Here is a 21,487-nt window from a genome sequence, read left to right on the forward strand (position 1 = left end):
CGACATGACCACCGACACCGCAGTGATCGATGACATCGCAGTGACCGATGACGCCGCAGTGGTCGACGACGCCGCAGTGGTCGACGACGCAGAGGCCGGCATGAGCGGCTTCGCCGTCGCCATCACCGCCGCCTACAGCGACGCCCTCGCCGAGGTCTACGACGACATCTACCCGGGCACCCCCGACCTGGAGGACATCGGCGACTTCCTGCTCACCCTCACCGGGCCCGGCGCGAGCGTCCTCGAACTCGGCGTCGGCACGGGCCGGGTGGCGCTCCCGCTCGCCGGCAAGGGCTTCGCCGTCCACGGCGTCGACGCCTCCGAGGGCATGCTCGCCCGCCTCGCCGAGAAGGACCCCGAGGGGCGCGTCACCCCCGTGCTCGGCGACTTCGCCACGCTCGACCTCGGCCGCACCTTCGACGTCGTGCTCGCCCCGTTCAACGCCCTGTGCTGCGCCGTCACCCCGGCCGAGCAGATCGCCCTCATCCACGCCGTCGCCCGGCACACCGCGCCGGGCGGGCACGTGGTGATCGAGACGTTCGACCCGAGCGACTATCACGTGCAGAAGAAGAACGAGGTGAACACGTACCCGATCGGCACCCGCGGCGCCATGATCGAGTCCGTCGGCGTGCTGCCCGCCTCGCAGAACATGATGATGCAGAACACCCTCTTCCTCGACGGGGAGGCGCCCAAGTCCGCGACCACGGTCATGCGGTACCTGTGGCCCAGCGAGCTGGACCTGCTGGCGGGCCTCGCCCGGCTGGAGCTCGCGGACCGCTACGCGGGCTGGCAGAAGCAGCCCTTCGACGGCGGCGACAGCCGGAAGATGGTCGTCTCCGTCTACCGGCCGCTGTGAGCCGGGCGGTCGAGGGCCTGCCCGCTGTGGACCGGGCGGTTGAGGGTACGCCTGCCGGGGGCCGGGTGGTCGAGGGCCAGCCCGCTGTGCGCCCCGCCGCCCTCACCCGCCGGCTGGACAACGGCCTGCACCTCACCGTCGAGCCCGACCCCGGGCCCGGCCGCGGGCTCGTCGCCGTCGCCCTCACCGTCGCCGCGGGCGGCGACCACGATCCCGCGGGCCGCCACGGCACCGCCCATCTCGTGGAGCACCTGATGTTCCCCCGGGGAACGGACGCCGGTCCGGATGGCGGTCCGGACGGCGATCCGGACGGCCACGTCGGCCGCGTCGAGGGCGCAGGCGGCATGTGTAACGCGGAGACCCACCGCGACCACACCGTCTTCCACACCGTCGCCCCGGCGGACGCCCTCCCCGGCATCCTGGAGGGCGAGGCGCGCCGCCTGCTGGAGTTCGCCCCGTCCGACGCCGCCGTCCGCACCGAGACGGAGATCATCGGCGAGGAGATCCGGGGCGCGGTCGGCGGCGGCCGGCTGTGGGACACCGCGTACGCCTCGCTCCACCCCGGCAGCCGCGACGCCTACGGCACGGTCGCCGAACTCCGCAACGCCACGGCCGCCGAGGCCCTCGCCTTCCACCGCGCGCACTACACGGCCGGGGCGATGGCGCTGACGGTCGTGGGGGACGTGGACGCCGCGCGGGTCGCGGAGCGGGTGGGAGAGCTGTTCGGGGCGGTGCCTGCGATGCCTACGGCGCCTGCGGGGCCTGCCCGGAAGAGCGTGACACCCACCGCGGCACCGGCGGCCGCGGGCGCCATCCCGTACGCCGTCTCCGGCGTCGCCCTCGCCTACGCCCTCCCGGACGCGGTGCGTGAGCGGCACGCCTACCTCGCGCACGTGGTGCTGGCCGAGCTGATGGGGCGTGGACGGCTCGCCCGAGCCGTACGCGCGGACGCCCGGCGCCGGCTCACGGCTGCGAGCATCCACTGCGGCTACTACGGGCAGTGGCTCGCGACGGCCGCGCCCGACCTGGCCATGGTCCTGCTGGGGCGGTCGCCCGGAACCGGCGTCGGTGAAGCGGCGGACGCGTGGCAGGAGGCTCTGCGGGAGACGGCGGACACCCCTCCCTCCGACGCCGAACACCGGCGCGCCGTCAACGCGTTGCTGGTGAACTGCCACCGCGCCGCGGACTCCCTCACGGCCCGGGCGGTCGCCCACGGCCGGTCCGCCTTGCTGTTCTCCGGAGACAACGGTCCGGACGCGCTGCCGGGGCAGCTGGCCCGCGTGACTCCGGCGGACGTGGCTGCCGCCGCCCGAAGGCTCCTCACCGCACCGTACGGCGTGACCGAACTCGTAGGAGACACCCAGTGACAGGAGGCACCCAGTGAAGCGGCCCTCGGCCCGCACCGTGCTCGGCAACGGCCTGCAAGTGGTCGTCGTCGAGGCCCCCGGCGCGCCTCTGGCCGAGATCCGGCTCGTCGTCCCGTACGCCCTGACGGACCCGCGCGAGGCGTCCGTACGCGAGCTCCTCGCCGCCCGCCTGGGCACCGGCAGCGCGACCCGCGACCGGCAGGCCGTCGCCGACCGGACGGCGGACCTCGGCGCGGAACTGTCCACGGTCGTCACCGTGGAGCAGCTGCTGCTGTCGGCGAGCGTGCTGTCCGAAGGGCTGGAGGGGACGCTGGAACTCCTGGGAGACCTCCTCGTCCGCCCGGCCTACCGCGACCTGCCCCCGTCCGCCGGCCCGTCCGCCGGCCCGTCCGCCGGCCCGTCCGCCGGCCCGGCCGCCGCTCCGGCCCCGCGCCCGGCCGGCCCGCGCACCGCCCTGCGCCGCGCCGTCCTGACCCACGCCTTCGGCCCGCACCCGCTGGCCGCCGAGCCCGCGCCCCCGTCGCCGGTGACGACGGACGAGCTGTACGCCCTGCACCGGCGCGCCGTGGTCCCGGCGGGATCGGTGCTCCTGGTGATGACGGGCGCGGCCCCAGGCCACGTCCTGCAACTGGTCACCGAGCACCTCGGCCCGTGGACCGGCGGCCCGTCCGGCCTGACCCTGCCGCCCTTCCGGCGCGCGGAACCCACGCCCGGCCGGCTGGCCCTGCACCACCCCGGCGTCGGACAGGCCCTCCTCCTGACGGCGGGCCCGGCCGTGCCGTCCACCGACCCCGGCCACGCCGCGCTCCACCTCGCCCGGCTCGTCCTCGGCGGCCACTCCTCCTCCCGGCTCACGCAGCGGCTGCGCGAGCGGCACGCGCTGGCCTACGCCGTCTCCGCCGACCTCCGCGAGAACGCGGCGGGCAGCTGGCTGGAGATCGAGTGCGCGGGCGCGCCGGGCACGGCGGACCGCATGGCGGCCGAGGTCACGGACGTCCTGCGCGAACTCGCCGACGACGGCCCCACGCCCCGCGAGACCGAGCGCGTCCGCCGCTACGCCGCCGGGTTCACCCGCTTCGCCCTCGCGACGCGCGCCGAGGAGGCGAGCGCCCTCGCCGGGTTCGCGGCGAGGGGCATGGACGTGGACTGGCTGCCGGCGTACGCGGAGGTGCTGGGCGCGGTGACCCGTTCCCAAGTGGCGGAAGCGGCGGCCGGCTTCCTGCAGCCTTCCCGCACCCTGACGGCCACGATCGACGACGACCAGGAAGGAACGACCCGGTGAGCACGAGCCCGGACCCGGCCCCGGACCGGAACACGCCCCCGGCGGTCCTCTACCCCCTCCAGCCGGACCACCCGGAGCTGGTCGCCCCCTTCGCCGCGCTCGTGCGGCGCTCCGGCGCCCGGCGCCTGTGGCTGTGCCAGTCCTTCAAGGCCGAGCCGCACCAGGTGCTGGCGTACCTCGCCGGAGCCGGGTACGGCGACGTCTCCGTCGGGACGAGCGTCGGCGTGATGCCGCTGCGCCACCCCTACGAGGCGGCGCACCAGGCCCGTTCGCTGGCGCTGCTCACCGGGCGGCCGGTGGTGGCCGGGTTCGGCATCGGCACCCCCGACTTCGTGGCCGCGCTGACCGGCAGCCCGTACAAGAGCCCCCGCACGGCCGTCCGTGACTACCTCACCTCCGTACGGGCCCTGCTGGACGGCGAGGCCGTCGACCACGACGGGCCGTACCACCACCTCGGCGCGCGGTTGCTGCCGCTGGACCACGAGCCGGTGGAGGTCGGGGCGGGCGTGCTGCGGCCGGGCATGGCCCGCACGGCCGGGGAGGTCGCCGACGTCGCGATCACCTGGATGACGCCGCCCGCGTACGTACGGGACGTCCTCGTCCCGGCGCTGCAGGAGGGCGCCGACGCCGCGGGCCGCCCGGCGCGCCCCCGCGTCGCCACGGCCGTGCACGTCGCGGTGGCCCGCCCCGGCCGCGACCTGCGCCGCACGGCCCTCGCCGGAGCCGGCGAACACCTCAAGGGCCCGCACTACGCCGACATGCTCCGCCGCGCGGGCGTCCCCATCGGCCCGTCCGACCCGGCGGACGCCTTTGCAACGGCGACGGCCACGGCCCTCCTGGACCACTCCGTGGTCGTCACCGGCACCCCGCAGGAGATAGCGGCCCGCCTGGCCGAGTACCGCAGCAGCGGCGTCGACGAGATCATGCTGAACCCGGCGGGCGTGATGCTGACGGAGGGCGTCCACGCGGCGGTGGAGGACATGGAAGAGATCATCGCGGCGTGCGGGTGAGCGACGGGCGACAGGGCGACAGGGCGGCCGGGCGGACAGGCCCGGCCGCCCCGCGCGTATCCGTCCTACTCCTCGTTGAGCGGGCTGACGAACTCCAGGGTGAAGGTCTCCTGGAACTCCGGCTTCGGCTCGACGAGCGTGATCTGCGCACCACGGTGGCCGGAGCGCCAGGCGTGCTGCTGCTTCTCCGACAGGATCTTGACCCCGCCGATGACCCGCTCGAAGACGAACTTCTCCCATTCGCCGCGCGGGACGGAGTTGACGTAGAGCTTCCCCTCCGGGACCACGAGGCCGGCCGCCTCGTGATGGGCGAGGTGGATCACGTACGGCGACCCGGGGATGGGCTCGACGGGCTCGATGATCCAGTCCTGCTCGATCGGGAGCGGGTTCATGCGGTCGGTGATGACGGGCGCGCCGTGCTTGAGGGCGTGCTCGGTGGCCGTCACCAGAGAGGTCGGGCCGATGATGTGGGCGTGGATCTTGTAAATGCCAGGACGTACCGGGATCAGAGGCATGTGCGGGACTTCCTCTCTCACGGTGTGAGCACACCTGACGCAACGTCAGGGCGAACGGTCCCACCATCGCGGTGCGCCCGTCGGGCGTACAGGTCCGGATAGCGCCAAGTCGACGACGGCGCGGATCGCTCGATCACATTTGCGAGTGCGGCGTGATCCGGGGCGGGGCCGGCTTGCGGCCGGCGGGAAGCCGGCCGCCACCCCGGGCCACTTATCCGCCGTCCTACGGCCCGGGCCGGTGGATTTCCGGCCCCAAGTCCGACGACCCCGGAACGGTCATGACGACCCCTCCGGGCTCACTCCGCACTCTCATACGCGATCTGCGTGCGGGCGCCTTGCATGCGGCGGCGGACGTCCGTCTTGGTCGCGGGGTCCAGGGACTCCGGTAGGGCCTGGAACGACGCCGGCCGGACGTCGAGCAGGCTCACGATCTCCTCCCCGGTCACGACGGTGAGCAGCAGGTGGCACCGCCACTGGGGCGACACCTCGGGCCGGTGCCGGAGCTCGTGGACGAACAGGGGGAACAGGTAGTGCGTCGCCGAGGCCGCGGCGTGTTCGCGTACCCACTCGACGGTGAGCCGCCGGTTGAAGCGGAGCGCGGCGGCTTCCTCCTCCAGGAGCAGGAGCTGCTCCGTGCCGAGGGCCCGGACGGTGCGGGGGAAGGGGGCGGTCATGAGGCCTCCTGCCAGTCGCCGGCGAGGTGCGCGGCCTTCCAGCGGGTGACGATTTCGGTGCGCGGTGCGGTGAGGGTGTCCTCGAAGCGGTCCTGGAGGCCGGGGAGGCACAGTCGCCGGCCGCTGTGGAGCCGGACCTGCAGGTGGTAGTAGGAGTGCGGGCTGTAGCCGCCGTGCTTGGTGACGTCGATGGAAGCGATGTCCTGCCAGGGGATGAAGCGGCGGCGGAAGATGCCGCGGGTGCGGATGCCGTCCGGTGTGGTCCAGGTGCGCCAGATGAAGGCGAGGGCGGAGAAGGGGGTGAGACCGAGCATCAGGATCCCGAAGGCGAGCATGAGGTCCGGGCTCGGGTAGTTGGCGACGCTGCCCTGACGGACGCTGCCGTCCCAGTGGCCCAGATAGTGCGCCCAGCCGAGGCCGAAGGTCACCCAGAGCAGGCAGAGGACGCCGCAGAGGGTCATGAGGGACATCCCCACCCACTGGGCCTTGCTGACGACGATCCGGTATTCGTTGACGTCCACGTATGGAGCGTATGCGGCGATCGGGGCGGGATCGCCCGGGAGATGCAGTCAGTTGTGCCGTTTTAACGCCCCTTGACGCTCCTTGACGCCCCCTGACGCCGCGCCGTGAGCTCCGCGGCCGAATTCCGCCAGCAGCGCCGGCGCGGCCCGCGGACGCTGGGCGCATGACCGCTTTCACCCCCTCCCCATCCCCGCCGCCGCACTCGACGAGCTCCGGGCCGTCGACGACGCCGGGCGGCCGCTGCAGCCGTACACCGCACGCGAGGACGGCGTTCCCCCGGAGTGCGTGGGCAGCCCGCTGCGCTGCTGCCTGCGGCCCATCGAGCCGGGCGAGCGGGTCGCGCTCGTCTCCTACGCGCCGCTGCGCCGCTGGGCCGCGGCGACGGGCGCCGCGCCCGGGGCCTACGACGAGGCGGGGCCGGTGTTCATCCACGCCGAGGAGTGCGGAGGTCCGCAGGAGGCCGCGCGCCAGCCCTTCGCGCGGCCGGGGGCGCTGCGTACGATCCGCCGCTACAACGCCGAGGGGCACATCGTCGGCGGCCGCCTCTTCGAGATCCCCGAGGACGCCGAGCCCGGCTTCGAGCGGGCCTTCGAGGAGGCGTTCGCCGATCCGGAGGTGGCGCTGGTGCACGTACGGGCGCTGGAGTACGGGTGCTTCCAGTACGAGGTGCGGCGCCCCTGAACCGGGGGACAGCGGCGGCACCCCGGTGCCTCCCCGCCCTCAGCGGCAGGGGAGGCACCGGACAAGCCCGCGCTCAGCTCCTGCCCTTGTCCAGACGCCGGTTGAGCGCTTCGCCGAGCTTCTGCCAGTCATTGCGGCTGTGCTTCTCGGCCGTCGACTCCATGATGCCGCCGACGCCGAAGACGTTGCACTCGATGGTCGTCTCCGCGACGACGCGGCTGCCGCCGTCCGGTGCTTCCTCGACCCGTACCCGCCCCTCCTCCTTGATCTTGTCGGCCAGGGTCGACGGGGTCCTGCGCCACGTCCAGGTGAGCCGCTGCCGGTCGTAGCGACTGTCCTCGGTCTCCGAGAAGCCCGGGCCGAGGAGCTTCCGCACCGGCGCGGGGGCGTTCATGGGAGGTATCAGGGTGACCGTGCGTATCAGGTCCCCTTCGGGGGCGTCGTGTCGTTCGTCGACGGCCCATTTCACGTAGTTCAGCCGGTTCCGGTACAGGTCTTCGAGGAACGCGTCGTCCGTGAGCAGGGCCCAGACTTCGGACGCCGCGCCGTTGACGCTCAACTGCACGGTGAACTGAGACATGTTGACACGGTATGTGCCACTGTCCGGCCGTGTCAGCGACACTACCGAAGCCACCGGCCTCCCCGGTCACGCACCGCCGGGCCCCACCAGTCCCAGCGCCTTGGTGACGGTGATCTCGACGAGAACGCGGTCGGGGTTGGGGGAGGGCATCCGCCCGTACCGCTCGGCGTAGCGGTTGACGGCGTCGGCGATGGCGTCGGCCTCCGTACGGACGACCGCGCGCCCCTCCAGCGTGGCCCACTTCCGCTCGCCGATCTGGCACACCGCGACCCGCGCGCCGTCGGGCCCGGCGGCGAGGATGTTGCCGACCTTGCGGCTGTTCTTGTTGGTGATCACCCGCGCGATCCCGGCCTCGTGGTCGAAGGTCACGCCGACGGGCACGAGGTGCGGGCTGCCGTCGGGGCGCGTGGTGGTGAGGGTGCAGATGTGCCGCTCCCGCCAGAAGTCGACATAGGCGGCGTCGAGGTTGCGCAGATCGTGGGCCATGCGGGGAAGCGTAGTCCTGGAGCGGCGCGTCGCTCCCCTCCGGCGGACCATGGGTAGTGGCCCGCGAAGGCCCCCACCCGGCCGGATTCGGGTGGCCCGTGCCGGGGGCCGCTGGCGCGGTGAAGGTTGAGTGGAATAGGCTCAACTTATCGTACGTTGCCCTAGGCAGGATGGCCGGCTGCCGAGGCAAGGCCACCGGGACAGGCCACCGAGACGAAGGAGGAGCGCACCGTCGTGGATGCCGAGCTGACCAACAGGAGCCGGGAGGCGCTGAGCGGGGCCAGTGAGCGGGCCGTGTCGGCCGGGCATGCCGATATGACGCCCGCGCACCTGCTGCTGGCGCTGCTGGCGGGCCAGGACAACGAGAACATCATGGACCTGCTGGCCGCCGTCGAGGCCGATGCCGCCGCGCTGCGGTCGGGCGCCGAGCGGCAGCTGGCCGCGGAGCCGAGCGTGCGGGGTGCGACCGTCGCGCCGCCGCAGCCCGACCGCGAGCTGCTCGCCGTCATCGCCGACGCGTCGCAGCGCGCCCGCGAGCTGGGCGACACCTACATTTCCACCGAGCACCTGCTGATCGGCCTCGCCGCCAAGGGCGGCCGCACCGGCGAGCTGCTGGAACAGCAGGGCGCCTCCGCACGGCGTCTGCTGGACGCGTTCGAGACCGCGAGGGGCGGGCAGCGAGTGACCACTGCCGATCCGGAGGGCACGTACAAGGCCCTGGAGAAGTTCGGTGCGGATCTGACCGCGGCGGCCCGCGAGGGCCGGCTCGACCCCGTCATCGGGCGGGACACCGAGATCCGGCGCGTCGTGCAGGTCCTGTCGCGGCGGACCAAGAACAATCCCGTCCTCATCGGCGAGCCGGGCGTCGGCAAGACCGCCGTCGTCGAGGGCCTCGCGCAGCGGATAGTGAAGGGCGACGTCCCCGAGTCGCTGCGCAACAAGCGCCTGGTCTCCCTCGACCTGGGCGCGATGGTCGCGGGCGCGAAGTACCGCGGCGAGTTCGAGGAGCGGCTGAAGACCGTCCTGGCCGAGATCAAGGCCAGCGAGGGCCAGATCATCACCTTCATCGACGAGCTGCACACCGTCGTGGGGGCCGGCGCCGGCGGCGACTCCGCCATGGACGCGGGCAACATGCTCAAGCCCATGCTGGCCCGCGGCGAGCTGCGCATGGTCGGCGCCACGACCCTGGACGAGTACCGCGAGCGGATCGAGAAGGACCCCGCCCTGGAGCGCCGCTTCCAGCAGGTGCTGGTGGCCGAGCCCTCCGTCGAGGACTCGATCGCGATCCTGCGCGGGCTGAAGGGCCGCTACGAGGCCCACCACAAGGTCCAGATCGCCGACTCCGCCCTCGTCGCCGCCGCCACCCTCTCCGACCGCTACATCACCTCCCGCTTCCTGCCCGACAAGGCCATCGACCTCGTCGACGAGGCCGCCTCCCGCCTGCGCATGGAGATCGACTCCTCGCCCGTCGAGATCGACGAGCTCCAGCGCGCCGTGGACCGGCTGAAGATGGAGGAGCTCGCCCTGTCCAAGGAGTCGGACGAGGCCAGCAAGCAGCGCCTGGAGAAGCTGCGCCGCGACCTCGCCGACAAGGAGGAGGAGCTGCGCGGCCTGACCGCCCGCTGGGAGCGCGAGAAGCAGTCCCTCAACCGGGTGGGCGAGCTCAAGGAGCGCCTGGACGAGCTGCGCGGCCAGGCCGAGCGCGCCCAGCGCGACGGCGACTTCGACACCGCCTCCAAGCTGCTCTACGGGGAGATCCCCGGCCTGGAGCGCGAGCTGGAGGCGGCGGCGAAGGCCGAGGCGGAGGCCGAGCAGGAGGCCGGCGCGAAGGACCTCATGGTCAAGGAGGAGGTCGGCCCGGACGACATCGCCGACGTCGTCGCCTCCTGGACCGGCATCCCCGCCGGCCGCCTGCTGGAGGGCGAGACGCAGAAGCTGCTGCGCATGGAGGAGGAGCTGGGCAAGCGGCTCATCGGCCAGACCGAGGCCGTCCAGGCCGTCTCCGACGCGGTGCGCCGCTCGCGCGCCGGCATCGCCGACCCCGACCGGCCGACCGGCTCGTTCCTCTTCCTCGGCCCCACCGGAGTCGGCAAGACCGAGCTGGCCAAGGCCCTCGCCGACTTCCTCTTCGACGACGAGCGGGCCATGGTCCGCATCGACATGAGCGAGTACAGCGAGAAGCACTCGGTCGCCCGTCTGGTCGGCGCGCCCCCCGGCTACGTCGGCTACGAGGAGGGCGGCCAGCTCACGGAGGCCGTGCGCCGCCGCCCCTACTCCGTCGTCCTGCTGGACGAGGTCGAGAAGGCCCACCACGAGGTCTTCGACATCCTCCTGCAGGTCCTCGACGACGGCCGCCTCACCGACGGCCAGGGCCGCACCGTCGACTTCCGCAACACCATCCTCATCCTCACCTCCAACCTGGGTTCCACCTATCTGATGGACCCCCTGCTCAAGGAGGACCAGAAACGGGAGAAGGTCCTCGATACCGTGCGGGCCTCCTTCCGGCCCGAGTTCCTCAACCGCCTCGACGACCTGGTGGTCTTCCACCCCCTCGGCGTGGAGCAACTGGAGCGCATCGCCGCCCTCCAGATCGGCCACCTGCAGCGCCGCCTCGCCGACCGCCGGCTCACGCTCGACGTCACGCCCGCGGCCATGCGCTGGCTCGCCACCCTCGGCCACGACCCGTCCGCCCCGGACGGCGCCGCGCCCGACCTCGCCTACGGCGCCCGGCCGCTGCGCCGCCTGGTCCAGACGGCCATCGGCGACCGGCTCGCCAAGGCCATCCTCGGCGGGGAGATCCGCGACGGGGACACGGTGCGGGTCGGCGTCGCCGCGGACGGTGACGGGCTGACGGTGGTCCCGGTGGGGGCGGAGGAGCTCGAGAAGACGCCGTGACATCCGTTCGGGCGGGGGTTGCCAGCCCCCGCCCGGGATGGGGGAGGATGGCGTGAGACCGTACGAAGGGAATAACACGGTGAGCATCGACCCGTCCTCGATCCCGAATTTCGGGGGACAGCCCGAACCGCAGCCTGAGGCGGGCCCGACCGGCCCCGTCATCCCCGACCAGGACCTGGTCAAGCAGCTCCTCGACCAGATGGAGCTGAAGTACGTCGTGGACGACGAGGGTGACCTCGCCGCCCCGTGGGAGCAGTTCCGCACGTACTTCATGTTCCGCGGCGAGGAGGAGCAGCAGGTCTTCTCCGTGCGGACGTTCTACGACCGCCCGCACGCCATCGACGAGAAGGCCCGCCTGCTGGAGGCCATCGACGACTGGAACCGCCGCACGCTGTGGCCGAAGGTCTACACCCACACCAACGACGACGGCACCGTCCGCCTGATCGGTGAGGCGCAGATGCTGATCGGCGTCGGCGTGTCCCTGGAGCACTTCGTCTCCAGCACGGTCAGCTGGGTCCGGGCGTCCATCGAGTTCGACAAGTGGCTCGTCGAGCAGCTGGGCCTGGAGGCGGACGCCGAGTCGGGCGACGACAAGCCGGACGACGAGCCGCCGCACCCCACGTCCGCGTGACCGCCTCCCGGCGGGGGCCCGCGGTTCTTGCGGCGCCCCACGCCGGAGGGTTCTGCGGCTGACGGCGGCCCGGCACCGCCGCCGGGCCGCGCCGCGGTGCTTGAACGCCGCTGCGGCGGGGTTTTCCTTGCCGTCAGGCAAAAAGCTCCCGCCGCGACGGTGCGCAACCCCCATCGGGGTGCGCCCGGCGGTGCCGTCGAGCCGCTGTCGCGCCGCACTCTTGCCGCGCCGGCCAGGAAGTTCCGCCGCAACGGCGGCAAGCCACCGCGGCGCAGCCCGCCGGTGCCGAACCGGCCGTGCCGGACAGGCCGTACCGCACCGGCCGTGCCGGACAGGCCGAGCCGCACCGGCCGTAGCCCGCGACACCGCCGTCCTCACATCGGCATCCGCGCCACCGTCAGCAGATACGTCCCGTAGAAGAACGACAGCCCTGCCATGGCCGTGACCGTCGTCAGGAGGGTGCGGCGCCGGGCGCGCGTCAGGGCCAGGGCCGCCGGGAGCAGCAGGGGAAACGCCGGCAGCAGGAACCGCGGCTTGGACGCGAAGTAGCTCGATCCGCCGACGGCGATGACGACGAGCACGACCGTGTAGACCAGCAGCGCCGCGTGCGGCCGCGGCGGCTCCAGGAGCAGCAGGGCCAGCGCGACGAGCGCGACGGCGATGACGGCCACGGTCATGTAGTACGCCATGGCGTCCCGCCCGGTGATCAGGTGCCGGACGAACCGCAGCGCGTCCCGCCCGAAGTCGAAGCGCGAGCCCCACAGCCGCTGCACTTCGAAGTAGCCGAACAGGCCGTCGCCGGAGCGGTATCCGGCCCAGACGACGTAGCCGGTCCAGCCGAGCGGGGCGAGCGCGGCGCCCGCCCACACCCGCGCGTTCCTGCGGGCCTCAGGTTGCCGCCACAGGGTGTGCGCGGTGACGCAGACGACGGCCGCGGCCACCGCGATCCCGTTGGGCCGGGAGAGCCCGGCGAGCAGGGAGAGCGCCCCGGCCCACAGCGGCCGGCCGGTGACCAGCGCGTAGAGCGCCCACGCCGCGAACGCGGTCATCAGCGGCTCGGTGTAGGCCATGGACTGCACGATCGCGTGCGGCAGCAGGCCCCACAGCACGACGAGCAGCGTCGCCGTCCTGCGCCCGTACAGGCGCTCGCCGAGCGCGTAGATGCCCCAGGCGGCGAGCCCGGCCGACAGCCAGGCGACGAACAGTCCGGCGCCGACGACGCTGAGCGGGGTGACGGTGGAGACGGCCCGCTCCAGGCCGGGGAAGAGCGGGAAGAACGCGAGGTCGTTGAAGACGACGCCGCGGGTCGTGGGCGAGGGCAGGATCAGGCCGTAGCCGTGCCGGGCGATGCCGGCGTACCAGATGCCGTCCCAGGAGTGGCCGAGCAGCGTGCGCGGGTGGCGGCCGATCCACCAGGCCCAGGCGGCCATGGTCGCCATGCCGGTCAGCCGGGCCGCCGCGTAGAACGCGAGGGCGGGCGCCGCCCTGCGCAGGGCGGCCCGCGCCCGCTCGGCACGGCGGACGCGGGCGTTGCCGGACGCGGGGCGCGGCTCCGGCGCCCGGACGGGCACGGCGGTGTCGGCTGACACGGGGGGACCTCCGGCATCCTCGGCCTCTCGGCCTCGGCTTCTGGGCCTTCTCGGCACCCGCGACCGGGCCTCGGCGGCACCTGTGACTGGGCCTTGTCGGCACCTCGACCTTGCGGCGCCCGTCTCGCGCGCGCGAGCGGGAGCGCCCGTAAGCGGTGCGCCTTCCACCCGCTCGGCGGGCACCGCGGAGTGTCTGCGCGGTCCGCGCCGCACCGTGTGCTGCGGCGGGTGCGAGCACGTGGGGCAGCCGTGGCGTGCCCTGTGCCCGCGCGCACCCGCCTGCATATCGTGAGGCCGGCTCAGGAACCGACAGGGAAGCGGGATCGCATGAACAAGGACTGGAGCCCGGCTGCACGGGTGCAGGGCCTCGGCACCTCGGTCTTCACGGAGATGACGGAGCTCGCGCGGCGCACGGGGGCGGTCAACCTCGGCCAGGGCGTGCCGGAGCTGCCGTCCCCGCCCGGTCTGCTGAAGGACGTCTCGGCGGCGGTCCTGGCGGGCAGCAACCAGTACCCGCCGGCCGTCGGGTTCCCCGTGCTGCGCGAGGCGGTCGCGGCGCACCAGTCCCGGCGCTACGGGCTGGAGTACGACCCGCAGGACGAGGTGCTGGTGACGACGGGGGCGACGGAGGCCCTCGCCGCGGCGCTGCTCGCGCTGTGCGACCCGGGCGACGAGGTGCTGGCCTTCGACCCCTGCTACGACGCCTATCCGGCGGTCGCCCGCTTCGCCGGCGCGAAGGTCGTCGGGGTCCCGCTCGCCGAACGGGGCGACACCTTCGTGCTGGACGCGGACGCGCTGCGGGCCGCCGTCACCCCGCGCACCCGGGTGCTGATGCTCAACTCCCCGCACAATCCGACGGGCAAGGTCTTCACCGCCGAGGAGCTCGGAACCATCGCGGGCCTGTGCCGCGAGCACGGGCTGACGGTGGTGACGGACGAGGTGTACGAGCACCTCGTCTACGACGGAGTGCGGCACGCGACGATCGCCGCGCTGGAGGGGATGCGCGAGCGTACGCTGACCGTCTCGTCGGCGGGCAAGACGTTCAACGTGACCGGCTGGAAGGTCGGCTGGGTGTGCGGACCGGCGGAGCTCGTCCGGGCGGTGGGCGCCGCCAAGCAGTTCCTCACGTACGCCTCCGGCACGCCCTACCAGGAGGCGCTCGCGCGGATGCTGGGCGGCGTGGAGGAGTGGGCGGCGGAGCTACGGCGCACTCTGCAGCGCAACCGCGACCTGCTGAGCCGGGGGCTGGCGAGCGCCGGATTGCGCCCCTATCGCGCGGAGGCGGGGTATTTCCTCCAGGCGGACATCCGCGCGTGGGGGTACTCGGACGGCGTGCGATTCTGCCGTGAACTCCCGACGCGCGCCGGGGTGGTGGCCATTCCCACGGCCGCCTTCAATCTGCGCCCCGATGCGCCGTCCTATCTCGTGCGTTTCTCGTTCTGCAAGCGTGAGGATTCGGTGATTTCGGCCGTGGAGAAGCTGGTGAACGCCGCCTGAACCCTGCCCGGCCCGCGGATTTGCGGCCGTCCCATGCTTGATCGCATATGCGTCCGGCGGGTTCTGCCGAGCCCGCCGGACCGCAAAGATTCTGAACAGTTGAACTGCTCGGCCCTCGCGTGGATGGAAAGCACGATGAGATGGGTAAAAACGCTGTGGGCGCTGCTCATTTCATGATTCCCTCTCATTCAGGGACACGTGTCGGGACGACGACTCCCCGGCAGGCTCCGCCGGAGGCTGCGGGGAATCCCGTAATCACTGTCCCCGGACCCACGGAACAGCTCATATGTGGGCATGAGCCGGCGCACTCGAAGACTCTGGTCCTCGTCCGAAGACTCTGGTCCTCCCCGGCGGGCCGGCCCACCCTCCACTGCGTGCTTGCGGAGCCGACCCATGCTCACCACCCTCAAGACCACCTACACCGACACCCGTGCCGCCGACCTCGCCTGGTGCCTGGGCAAGGACCCCCTGCCGGCGCTGGCCGTGCTCGACCTGCAGCTCGCCGACTCCCAGGTCCAGCTGCGCCTGCTGGGCGCCTCCCACCAGGTCCTGCTGGAGGAGGGCGACGGCGTCTGCTCGGAGACGGTCGCCTGCCTGCCGGGCAGCGCCACTCCGCTGCCGCTGGGGGTCGCCAAGCGCATCGGGGCCTGGGAGTACGAGTTCGCGGCCCGGATAGAAACGCTCTCGCAGGGCTCCTTCGCGGGCCGTGCGCAGGAGCTCCTCGCCCTGGTCGCGGAACACCCCTACGGCCTGGCGGGCACCTTCCCGGGCAGCCCGCACGCCTTCACCGCGCTGCTCGCGCAGCGGTGCGACGGCCAGGTCAGCTGGCGCACCTGGCACGCCTATCCCCAGGAGGGGCGGCTGGTCGCGACGCGGACGAGAGTGGGAGCACGGACGGCGGCGGCTCTCTCGTAATAGACCCTTGTGGGTGACAAAGGGTTGCCGTTTCGTAACGTAGCGTTCGCAACATGATCTACCGCCCGGTACCGGCGCGGCTGCCCGTACCGGCCGGGCTCGGCCGCTTCGTGGTGCTGACCACCGTCTTCGTCTGCGCCGCCTGCGGGCTGGTGTACGAGCTGGAGCTGGTCGCGCTGGCCTCGTATCTCATCGGCGACTCCGTCACCCAGGCGTCCGTCGTGCTGTCCGTCATGGTCTTCGCGATGGGCATCGGCTCGCTGCTCGCCAAGCGCCTGCGCAGGCGCGCCGCCCTGGGCTTCGCCGTGGTCGAGGCCGCGCTGGCGCTCATAGGCGGCCTGTCGGCCATGGCGCTCTACGCCTGCTTCGCCTGGTTCGGCCAGGCACGGCCGGCCCTGGTCGGCTTCTCCCTCGCCATCGGCGTGCTCATCGGCGCCGAAGTGCCCCTGCTGATGACCCTCATCCAGCGCATCCGCCGCCAGGACGCGGGCGGCGCCGTGGCCGACCTCTTCGCCGCCGACTACGTGGGCGCCCTCGTCGGCGGCCTGGCCTTCCCCTTCCTCCTCCTGCCCGTGCTCGGGCAGCTGACGGGCGCCCTGCTGACCGGTGGCGTGAACGCCGTCGCCGGCGGCGCCCTCGTCCTGTGGCTCTTCCGCGGCGACCTGAGCGTCCGCACCCGCTGGGCGCTCGTCGCCGCCAACGGCCTCGTCCTCACGCTCCTCGCCACCTGCTCGGCCCTCAGCGGCCCCTTCGAGCGGGCCGCGCGCCACGCCGTCTACGGCGGCGACGTCCGCGTGGCCGTCCGGTCCGGGGTCCAGGAGGTCGTCCTCACCGGCGGCGGCAGGAGCGGCAAGCCGCTCTCCCTCTTCCTCGACGGCCGCCTGAGGGTCAGCGGCGACGACGAATTCCGGTACCACGAAGCCCTCGTCCACCCCGCGATGCACGGCCCGCACCGCAGGGTCCTCGTCCTCGGCGGCGGCGACGGCCTCGCCGTCCGCGAGATGCTGCGCTACGGGGACGTCGCCTCGGTGACCGTCGTGGAGGTCGACGCCACCGTGCTGCGCCTGGCCCGCACCGACCCCGGCCTCGTCGCCCTCAACCACGCCGCCTACGACGATCCGCGGGTGCGGCTCGTCACGGGCGACGCCTTCGAGTGGCTGCGCTCCCTCCCGCCCGGCGAGGCCCCCTTCGACGTGGTCGTCTCCGACCTCCCCGACCCCGGTATCACCCCCAGTACCAAGCTCTACTCCCAGGAGTTCTACGGCCTGGTGGAGCGGTGGCTGGCCCCCGGCGGGCGGCTCGCGGTCCATGCCGGCGCGCTCGGCTCCCGCCCCCGCGTCTTCTGGACGGTCGATGCGACGATCCGCTCGGTCGGGCTGTACAGCAGGCCCTACCGGGTCGAGGGCGGCGGCTTCCCCGCCGGCCCGGACCGCGTCCCCGCCCGCAGCGCCAAGGAGGAGGACTGGAGCTTCCTCCTCGCCGCCCGGGAGCCGCTGCCGCTGCAGCTCCCGCCTGCGCGGCCCCCTTTGCTCTCCCTCGACCGCGAGGGCCTGGCGGCGGCCGGCCGGTCGGCCGAGCGCAGCCGCGAGGCGGGGCTGCGGCCGTCGACGCTGATGCATCCGCGGTACGGGGAGTGAGGGGCCTGCGAAGCCGAGGGGTCACGAGGCCGCGGGGCCGCGCATGCGGCTGCGGAAGGCGCCCGGTGAACACCCCTCCCGGTGCTGGAAGAACTTGGAGAAGTTCGCCGCGTCGTCGAAGCCGACCCGGCCCGCGATCCGGGCCGCGGACAGCCCGCTGTGCGCGAGCAGCCGCTTGGCCTCCAGCATCACCCGCCGGTCGATGAACTCCTTGGCGCCCACACCGGCCGCGGCCGTCGTCGCGCGCGACAGGGTCCGGGAGGAGTAGCCGAGCGCCCGGGCGTAGTCGGCCACCCGGTGGCTGGTGGCGAACTCCCGCTCGACCGCGGCCCGGAAGCGCAGGAAGGCCTCGCCCGGGGCGGGCACCCTGCTGCCGGCGGGGGCCGTCAGGTGCGCGAGCCGCAGCACCAGCACGGACAGCAGGTGGCGCAGGACGTCGGTGTGCACGTCGGCGGGCAGGCCGGAGCCCGTGCGGAAGTCCGCCTCCAGGTGGCCCACGGCGCAGAAGACGGCCTCGCGGTCCTGGCCGACCGGCTGCCACACCACCGGCCGGAAGGGGTCGTCCGCCACCGCCGCGACGGGGCTGCCGGACGGCAGGAAACCGGGCTGGACGAGGACGACCGTGCCCTCGATCCGCTCCGGGTCGCCGAACTGCTGCACCTGCCCGGGGCGCACCCACAGCACCGAGCCCTCCTCCAGCCAGTGGCCGGTGAAGTCCACGGTGTGCGAGGTCGCGCCCGAGCGGACGGCGACGATCTGGTGGAAGTCCAGGCGCTGCGGGGTGCCCAGGAGGCCCTCGGGGGCGCGGGCGCGCAGCTCGGCCACCGACATCACCTCGACGCCGGCGGGTGTGCCGGGCGGGGCCTGGTAAGCCAGCTCGATGATGTCGTCGTGTCGCTTTTTCACCATGGTGAGACGCGAGCTTACCTGTTTATGGGCGAAAAACGCCTTTAGCGTGGTCGTAACGCACAAGACAGTGCGGGCCACACGCACAAGGCGGTGCGGCCGGGAGAAACGCAGGGACGGACATGGCACGGCAGAAAGACACCGCACGGCACCGGCTCACGTACGCCTTCGACGCCTACTGCGGCTGGTGCTACGGCTTCGGCCCCACCATCCGGGAATTCGCGGAGGCGAATGCCGACCGCATCGAGCTGACGGTGCTCAGCGGCGGCCTGTTCACCGGCCCGCGGGCGCAGCCGGTGTCCGCATATCCCTACATCCCCCAGGCGGACGCTCGCATCGGGGAGCTGACCGGGGCGGTGTTCGGCCCGGGCTACGCCGAGGCCTTCGCCGACGGCACGGCCGTCCTGGACTCGGCCGCCGCTGCGACGGCCCTCGCCGCGCTGCGCGAGCAGGCCCCCGAGCGGACACTGGAGTTCGCGGGTGCACTGCAGCGCGCCTGGTACGTGGACGGGCGGGGCCTGTCCGACCCGGAGACGGTGCGGGCGGTCGCGTCCGGGCTCGGCGTGGACGCCGACGCGGCCGTCGCGGCCTTCGCCGACCCGGCCACGCGGCGCGCGGCGGAGGCGGAGTTCCGGGAGGTCCGGCGGCTGGGCGTCGACACCTTCCCGACGCTGCTGCTGCACACGCCCGGTGGGCTGCGGCGGCTCGGCGGCCCGACGACCAGCGCCCGCGGGCTCACCCGCGCTCTCGACCAGCACTGATCCCCCCACTTCACCAGCGCTGCTCCCTTCCCCCACACAGAGCAGCACTGATCCCCCCACTTCAGCAGACCTTGCACTGCACTACTGAGGAGAAGAACCCCATGGCGAAGATCGCCCTCTTCGGCGCCACCGGCACCATCGGCAGCCGCGTCCTGCGCGAGGCCCTCGACCGCGGCCACCAGGTCACGGCCGTCGTCCGCGACCCCGCGAAGGTCACCGAGAAGCACGAGAACCTGACGGTCGCCACCGGTGACGTCCTCGACCCCGCGTCCGTCCAGGCGGTGGCCGAGGGGCAGGACGTCGTCGTCAGCGCGGTCGGCGGCGGCGACGGCCCCGGGCACCTCGCGACCATCGAGCCCGCGGCGAAGTCGCTGGTGGCCGGTGTGCGCGCGGTCGGCGACAAGGCGCCGAGGCTGATCGCGGTCGGCGGTGCGGGCTCGCTGCGCACCCCGGACGGCAAGCAGGTCTGGGACGCCGAGGGGCTGCCCGAGTTCGTGCTGCAGATCATGCACGCGCACGGTGACGCCCTGGACTACTACCGCACCGTCACCGACGTGCGCTGGACCAACCTCAGCCCCGCGGGCCTCATCGAGCCGGGCGAGCGCACGGGCACGTACCGCACGGCCCTGGACGACCTCGTCGTGGGCGCGAACGGCACGTCGCGGATCTCCGCCGAGGACTACGCGGTGGCCCTCGTCGACGAGATCGAGGAGGCGAACCACATCGGCGAGCGCTTCACGGTCGGCGACTGAACCCGGGTGCCGGAGGGGCCTGCGGCTTCCGGCCGCGGCCCCTCCGGACGGCGGTCTCCACGAAAATCCGTCCGGAGAGGCCCTGGTGAGGGGCCCGGTGGGTAGGCTCGCTTGATATGGAGCATGAGGTGTTCGTCCCGTTCCCCGTCGAGGCGGTGCGCCGGGTCCTCGCCGACCCGGCGCGGGTGGCCCGGTGCGTTCCCGGCCTGCACCAGGACAGTGCCGACGCCTCCGGTGAGACCGTCGCCGGGCGGCTGCGGCTGCGCATAGGCGGCTCGACCATCACCTACCGGGGTCATCTGCGGCTGACCGAGCGGGAGGGCGCGTACGAGCTCTCCGGCGAGGGCGCCGAGGTGCGCGGCACCGGCACGGTGGCGCTGACGCTGCGCGGCCTGCTGGCGGAGGCGCCCGGCGGCGCGCGGCTGACGTGCGCCGCGACGGTGACCACCGGCGGCCGGCTGGCGGAGTTCGACGAGAAGACCGCGGAGGCGACCGCACGGCGGCTGCTGGACCGTTTCGCCGCGGCCCTGGTGGAGGAGCTGCGCGAGGACGCCGAGGAGGCGGCCGGCGGCGGCCCCCGGCTGGAGGGCGGCAGCGTCTTCGACACGGCCGTCCCGCCGCCGTCCCTCGACCCGTCGGCGGAGGACGACCTCGCGGACGACCTCGCCGACGACGACCTCGACGAGGACGACGTGGACGACGACGAGCCGCCGGCCGAGGCCGCGCACGCCCGCCGCACGATGATCGGCCGCAGCGCCGAGGAGGTCGACCACGCGCCGCCGCGCGGCCGCTACGCCCCCGTCCCGGCACCGGAGGCGGCCTCGGCGACGGCGACCGCCCTGCGGTGGGCGGCCCCCGCCGCGGCCGTGGCGCTGGCGGGAGCGGTCGTGGTCGGCCGCGTGCTGCGCCGCCGCCGCTGACGGGCCGCCGGCGGCTGCCCGCGGCCGCCGACCACGCGCTGCCGGCAGGCTGCTGACGGCCGGTCGGGCGCCCGCGGAGGGTTGCTCCCGGCCCGGTCCGGATGTCCGCGGCGGCGGATGCCCGCGGGGGCGGTTGCCCATAGGGTCGGAACCGTGACGAATGACGTACGCACAGACGACACCGGTGACCAGCCCGGACGATTCAGCGAGCCCGTGCGGCCGGGGCAGCCGGTCCGGCTCAAGGCCGGCGACGCCGAGCTCACCGTGGACCCCGCACACGGCTGCCGCCTGACCAGCCTCCGCATCGGCGGGACCGAACTCCTGCGCCAGGGCGACAAGTACGGCTGCTTCCCCATGGTGCCGTGGTGCGGCCGGATCGAGCTGGGGCAGTTCCGCAACGGCGGCGAGCGGCACCAGATGCCCGTCAACCACCCGCCGCACGCCATCCACGGCACCGGCCGGGACACGGCCTGGCGTACGGCCCGGGCGGACGACTCCTCCGCAGCCTTCACCTACGACCTCGCCGCCCCCTGGCCGTACCCCGGACGGGTCACGCAGCTGGTCGAGCTGGCCCCCGACGCCGTCACCCTCACCATGGGCGTGGAGGCGGCGAGCGACTCCTTCCCGGCGCAGGCCGGCTGGCACCCCTGGTTCCTGCGCAACCTCGGCACCGGTGAGGACGTACGGATCGACTTCACCCCCGGCTGGCAGGAGGAGCGCGGCGACGACCACATCCCCACCGGCCGCCGCATCGACCCCCTCCCCGGCCCCTGGGACGACTGCTTCGGGATGCCCGAGGGCGTCGACGTGACCCTGACCTGGCCCGGCGCCCTGGAGCTGAAGGTGGCGAGCCGCACCGAGTGGGTCGTGGTCTACGACGAGCAGGAGGCGGCCGTCTGCGTGGAGCCGCAGTCCGGCCCGCCCAACGGCCTGAACACCCTGCCCCGCCTCGTCACGCCGATCGACCCGCTGGAGATCTCCACGACGTGGACCTGGCGGACGCTGGCCTAA

At 73.4% G+C, this 21,487-nt stretch carries 21 protein-coding genes; 14 read left to right on the plus strand and 7 right to left on the minus strand.

Annotated elements, in window-relative coordinates; genetic code table 11:
* Positions 1-4 precede the first annotated feature (4 nt).
* From ACFPP6_RS22985 to lxmJ, 4 genes are all read left to right on the plus strand, one after another.
* Positions 5-856, plus strand: a complete 852-nt coding sequence (locus ACFPP6_RS22985) for a class I SAM-dependent methyltransferase (protein WP_382045465.1) — start codon at positions 5-7, stop codon at positions 854-856.
* 65 nt (positions 857-921) lie between these two features.
* Positions 922-2,223 (plus strand): M16 family metallopeptidase, encoded by a 1,302-nt coding sequence (locus ACFPP6_RS22990; protein WP_382045467.1) that lies wholly within the window; start codon positions 922-924, stop codon positions 2,221-2,223.
* A gap of 13 nt (positions 2,224-2,236) precedes the next feature.
* Positions 2,237-3,505 (plus strand): M16 family metallopeptidase, encoded by a 1,269-nt coding sequence (locus tag ACFPP6_RS22995; protein ID WP_382045470.1) that lies wholly within the window; start codon positions 2,237-2,239, stop codon positions 3,503-3,505.
* Positions 3,502-4,515: a F420-dependent peptide dehydroalanine reductase LxmJ gene (gene lxmJ, locus ACFPP6_RS23000; protein WP_382045473.1), complete on the plus strand. Its 1,014-nt coding sequence runs from the start codon at positions 3,502-3,504 to the stop codon at positions 4,513-4,515. The genes ACFPP6_RS22995 and lxmJ overlap by 4 nt, the downstream gene beginning before the upstream one ends.
* A gap of 65 nt (positions 4,516-4,580) precedes the next feature.
* On the opposite strand, the gene ACFPP6_RS23005 is transcribed toward lxmJ, so the two are convergent.
* The 3 genes from ACFPP6_RS23005 to ACFPP6_RS23015 all read right to left on the minus strand — a co-directional run bounded on the left by ACFPP6_RS23005 (position 4,581) and on the right by ACFPP6_RS23015 (position 6,225).
* The gene (locus ACFPP6_RS23005; RefSeq protein ID WP_382045476.1) at positions 4,581-5,030 is read right to left on the minus strand and encodes a hypothetical protein; all 450 of its coding nucleotides are present in this window, start codon (positions 5,028-5,030) and stop codon (positions 4,581-4,583) included.
* Positions 5,031-5,326: 296 nt separating this feature from the next.
* Positions 5,327-5,704 carry a hypothetical protein gene (locus tag ACFPP6_RS23010; protein WP_382045479.1) on the minus strand — a complete coding sequence of 126 codons (378 nt, stop codon included), beginning with the start codon at positions 5,702-5,704 and terminating at the stop codon, positions 5,327-5,329.
* Positions 5,701-6,225: a PH domain-containing protein gene (locus ACFPP6_RS23015; protein ID WP_382045481.1), complete on the minus strand. Its 525-nt coding sequence runs from the start codon at positions 6,223-6,225 to the stop codon at positions 5,701-5,703. Before ACFPP6_RS23015 ends, ACFPP6_RS23010 begins: the two co-directional genes overlap by 4 nt.
* A 187-nt stretch (positions 6,226-6,412) precedes the next feature.
* On the opposite strand from ACFPP6_RS23015, the gene ACFPP6_RS23020 reads away from it, so the two are divergent.
* On the plus strand, positions 6,413-6,907 hold the full coding sequence (locus ACFPP6_RS23020; protein ID WP_382045668.1) for a DUF1203 domain-containing protein: 495 nt from the start codon (positions 6,413-6,415) through the stop codon (positions 6,905-6,907).
* Positions 6,908-6,980: 73 nt separating this feature from the next.
* On the opposite strand, the gene ACFPP6_RS23025 is transcribed toward ACFPP6_RS23020, so the two are convergent.
* Complete coding sequence (locus tag ACFPP6_RS23025; protein ID WP_382045484.1) at positions 6,981-7,487, minus strand: DUF2505 domain-containing protein; 507 nt, start codon at positions 7,485-7,487, stop codon at positions 6,981-6,983.
* 66 nt (positions 7,488-7,553) lie between these two features.
* A complete protein-coding gene (locus tag ACFPP6_RS23030) occupies positions 7,554-7,973 on the minus strand; it encodes a pyridoxamine 5'-phosphate oxidase family protein (RefSeq protein ID WP_382045486.1) in 420 nt (139 codons plus the stop codon).
* A 234-nt stretch (positions 7,974-8,207) separates the two neighbouring features.
* Between ACFPP6_RS23030 and clpB the strand changes: the two genes are divergently transcribed.
* Positions 8,208-10,868 (plus strand): ATP-dependent chaperone ClpB, encoded by a 2,661-nt coding sequence (clpB, locus tag ACFPP6_RS23035; protein ID WP_382045488.1) that lies wholly within the window; start codon positions 8,208-8,210, stop codon positions 10,866-10,868.
* Between the two features lie 79 nt (positions 10,869-10,947).
* Positions 10,948-11,499 (plus strand): YbjN domain-containing protein, encoded by a 552-nt coding sequence (locus ACFPP6_RS23040; RefSeq protein WP_311766123.1) that lies wholly within the window; start codon positions 10,948-10,950, stop codon positions 11,497-11,499.
* A gap of 374 nt (positions 11,500-11,873) precedes the next feature.
* On the opposite strand, the gene ACFPP6_RS23045 is transcribed toward ACFPP6_RS23040, so the two are convergent.
* Positions 11,874-13,088 (minus strand): hypothetical protein, encoded by a 1,215-nt coding sequence (locus tag ACFPP6_RS23045; RefSeq protein ID WP_382045491.1) that lies wholly within the window; start codon positions 13,086-13,088, stop codon positions 11,874-11,876.
* Positions 13,089-13,415: 327 nt separating this feature from the next.
* Between ACFPP6_RS23045 and ACFPP6_RS23050 the strand changes: the two genes are divergently transcribed.
* The 3 genes from ACFPP6_RS23050 to ACFPP6_RS23060 all read left to right on the plus strand — a co-directional run bounded on the left by ACFPP6_RS23050 (position 13,416) and on the right by ACFPP6_RS23060 (position 17,137).
* The gene (locus tag ACFPP6_RS23050; RefSeq protein ID WP_382045493.1) at positions 13,416-14,585 is read left to right on the plus strand and encodes an aminotransferase class I/II-fold pyridoxal phosphate-dependent enzyme; all 1,170 of its coding nucleotides are present in this window, start codon (positions 13,416-13,418) and stop codon (positions 14,583-14,585) included.
* A gap of 393 nt (positions 14,586-14,978) precedes the next feature.
* On the plus strand, positions 14,979-15,500 hold the full coding sequence (locus tag ACFPP6_RS23055) for a DUF2617 family protein (RefSeq protein ID WP_179081546.1): 522 nt from the start codon (positions 14,979-14,981) through the stop codon (positions 15,498-15,500).
* Between the two features lie 53 nt (positions 15,501-15,553).
* The gene (locus ACFPP6_RS23060) at positions 15,554-17,137 is read left to right on the plus strand and encodes a polyamine aminopropyltransferase (RefSeq protein WP_382045496.1); all 1,584 of its coding nucleotides are present in this window, start codon (positions 15,554-15,556) and stop codon (positions 17,135-17,137) included.
* 21 nt (positions 17,138-17,158) lie between these two features.
* Here the strand turns inward: ACFPP6_RS23060 and ACFPP6_RS23065 are convergent, their stop codons facing one another.
* Positions 17,159-18,046: a helix-turn-helix domain-containing protein gene (locus ACFPP6_RS23065; protein WP_382045499.1), complete on the minus strand. Its 888-nt coding sequence runs from the start codon at positions 18,044-18,046 to the stop codon at positions 17,159-17,161.
* Between the two features lie 119 nt (positions 18,047-18,165).
* Here ACFPP6_RS23065 and ACFPP6_RS23070 point away from each other — a divergent pair, with 119 nt between their 5' ends.
* From ACFPP6_RS23070 to ACFPP6_RS23085, 4 genes are all read left to right on the plus strand, one after another.
* On the plus strand, positions 18,166-18,804 hold the full coding sequence (locus ACFPP6_RS23070; RefSeq protein WP_382045502.1) for a DsbA family protein: 639 nt from the start codon (positions 18,166-18,168) through the stop codon (positions 18,802-18,804).
* A gap of 101 nt (positions 18,805-18,905) precedes the next feature.
* Positions 18,906-19,556, plus strand: a complete 651-nt coding sequence (locus tag ACFPP6_RS23075) for an NAD(P)-dependent oxidoreductase (protein ID WP_382045505.1) — start codon at positions 18,906-18,908, stop codon at positions 19,554-19,556.
* A 116-nt stretch (positions 19,557-19,672) separates the two neighbouring features.
* Complete coding sequence (locus ACFPP6_RS23080; protein WP_382045507.1) at positions 19,673-20,476, plus strand: SRPBCC domain-containing protein; 804 nt, start codon at positions 19,673-19,675, stop codon at positions 20,474-20,476.
* A gap of 213 nt (positions 20,477-20,689) precedes the next feature.
* Positions 20,690-21,487 carry an aldose epimerase family protein gene (locus ACFPP6_RS23085; protein WP_382045670.1) on the plus strand — a complete coding sequence of 266 codons (798 nt, stop codon included), beginning with the start codon at positions 20,690-20,692 and terminating at the stop codon, positions 21,485-21,487.

Source organism: Streptomyces aureoversilis, assembly GCF_042657885.1.
GTDB lineage: Bacteria > Actinomycetota > Actinomycetes > Streptomycetales > Streptomycetaceae > Streptomyces > Streptomyces aureoversilis.

Coding starts and splice junctions, on each gene's coding strand:
- ACFPP6_RS22985 (WP_382045465.1), top strand. CDS start 5: ATGACCACCGACACCGCAGTGATCGATGACATCGCAGTGACCGATGAC.
- ACFPP6_RS23005 (WP_382045476.1), bottom strand. CDS start 5,030: ATGCCTCTGATCCCGGTACGTCCTGGCATTTACAAGATCCACGCCCAC.
- ACFPP6_RS23010 (WP_382045479.1), bottom strand. CDS start 5,704: ATGACCGCCCCCTTCCCCCGCACCGTCCGGGCCCTCGGCACGGAGCAG.
- ACFPP6_RS23025 (WP_382045484.1), bottom strand. CDS start 7,487: ATGTCTCAGTTCACCGTGCAGTTGAGCGTCAACGGCGCGGCGTCCGAA.
- ACFPP6_RS23030 (WP_382045486.1), bottom strand. CDS start 7,973: ATGGCCCACGATCTGCGCAACCTCGACGCCGCCTATGTCGACTTCTGG.
- ACFPP6_RS23050 (WP_382045493.1), top strand. CDS start 13,416: ATGAACAAGGACTGGAGCCCGGCTGCACGGGTGCAGGGCCTCGGCACC.
- ACFPP6_RS23055 (WP_179081546.1), top strand. CDS start 14,979: ATGCTCACCACCCTCAAGACCACCTACACCGACACCCGTGCCGCCGAC.
- ACFPP6_RS23060 (WP_382045496.1), top strand. CDS start 15,554: ATGATCTACCGCCCGGTACCGGCGCGGCTGCCCGTACCGGCCGGGCTC.
- ACFPP6_RS23065 (WP_382045499.1), bottom strand. CDS start 18,046: ATGGTGAAAAAGCGACACGACGACATCATCGAGCTGGCTTACCAGGCC.
- ACFPP6_RS23070 (WP_382045502.1), top strand. CDS start 18,166: ATGGCACGGCAGAAAGACACCGCACGGCACCGGCTCACGTACGCCTTC.
- ACFPP6_RS23075 (WP_382045505.1), top strand. CDS start 18,906: ATGGCGAAGATCGCCCTCTTCGGCGCCACCGGCACCATCGGCAGCCGC.
- ACFPP6_RS23080 (WP_382045507.1), top strand. CDS start 19,673: ATGGAGCATGAGGTGTTCGTCCCGTTCCCCGTCGAGGCGGTGCGCCGG.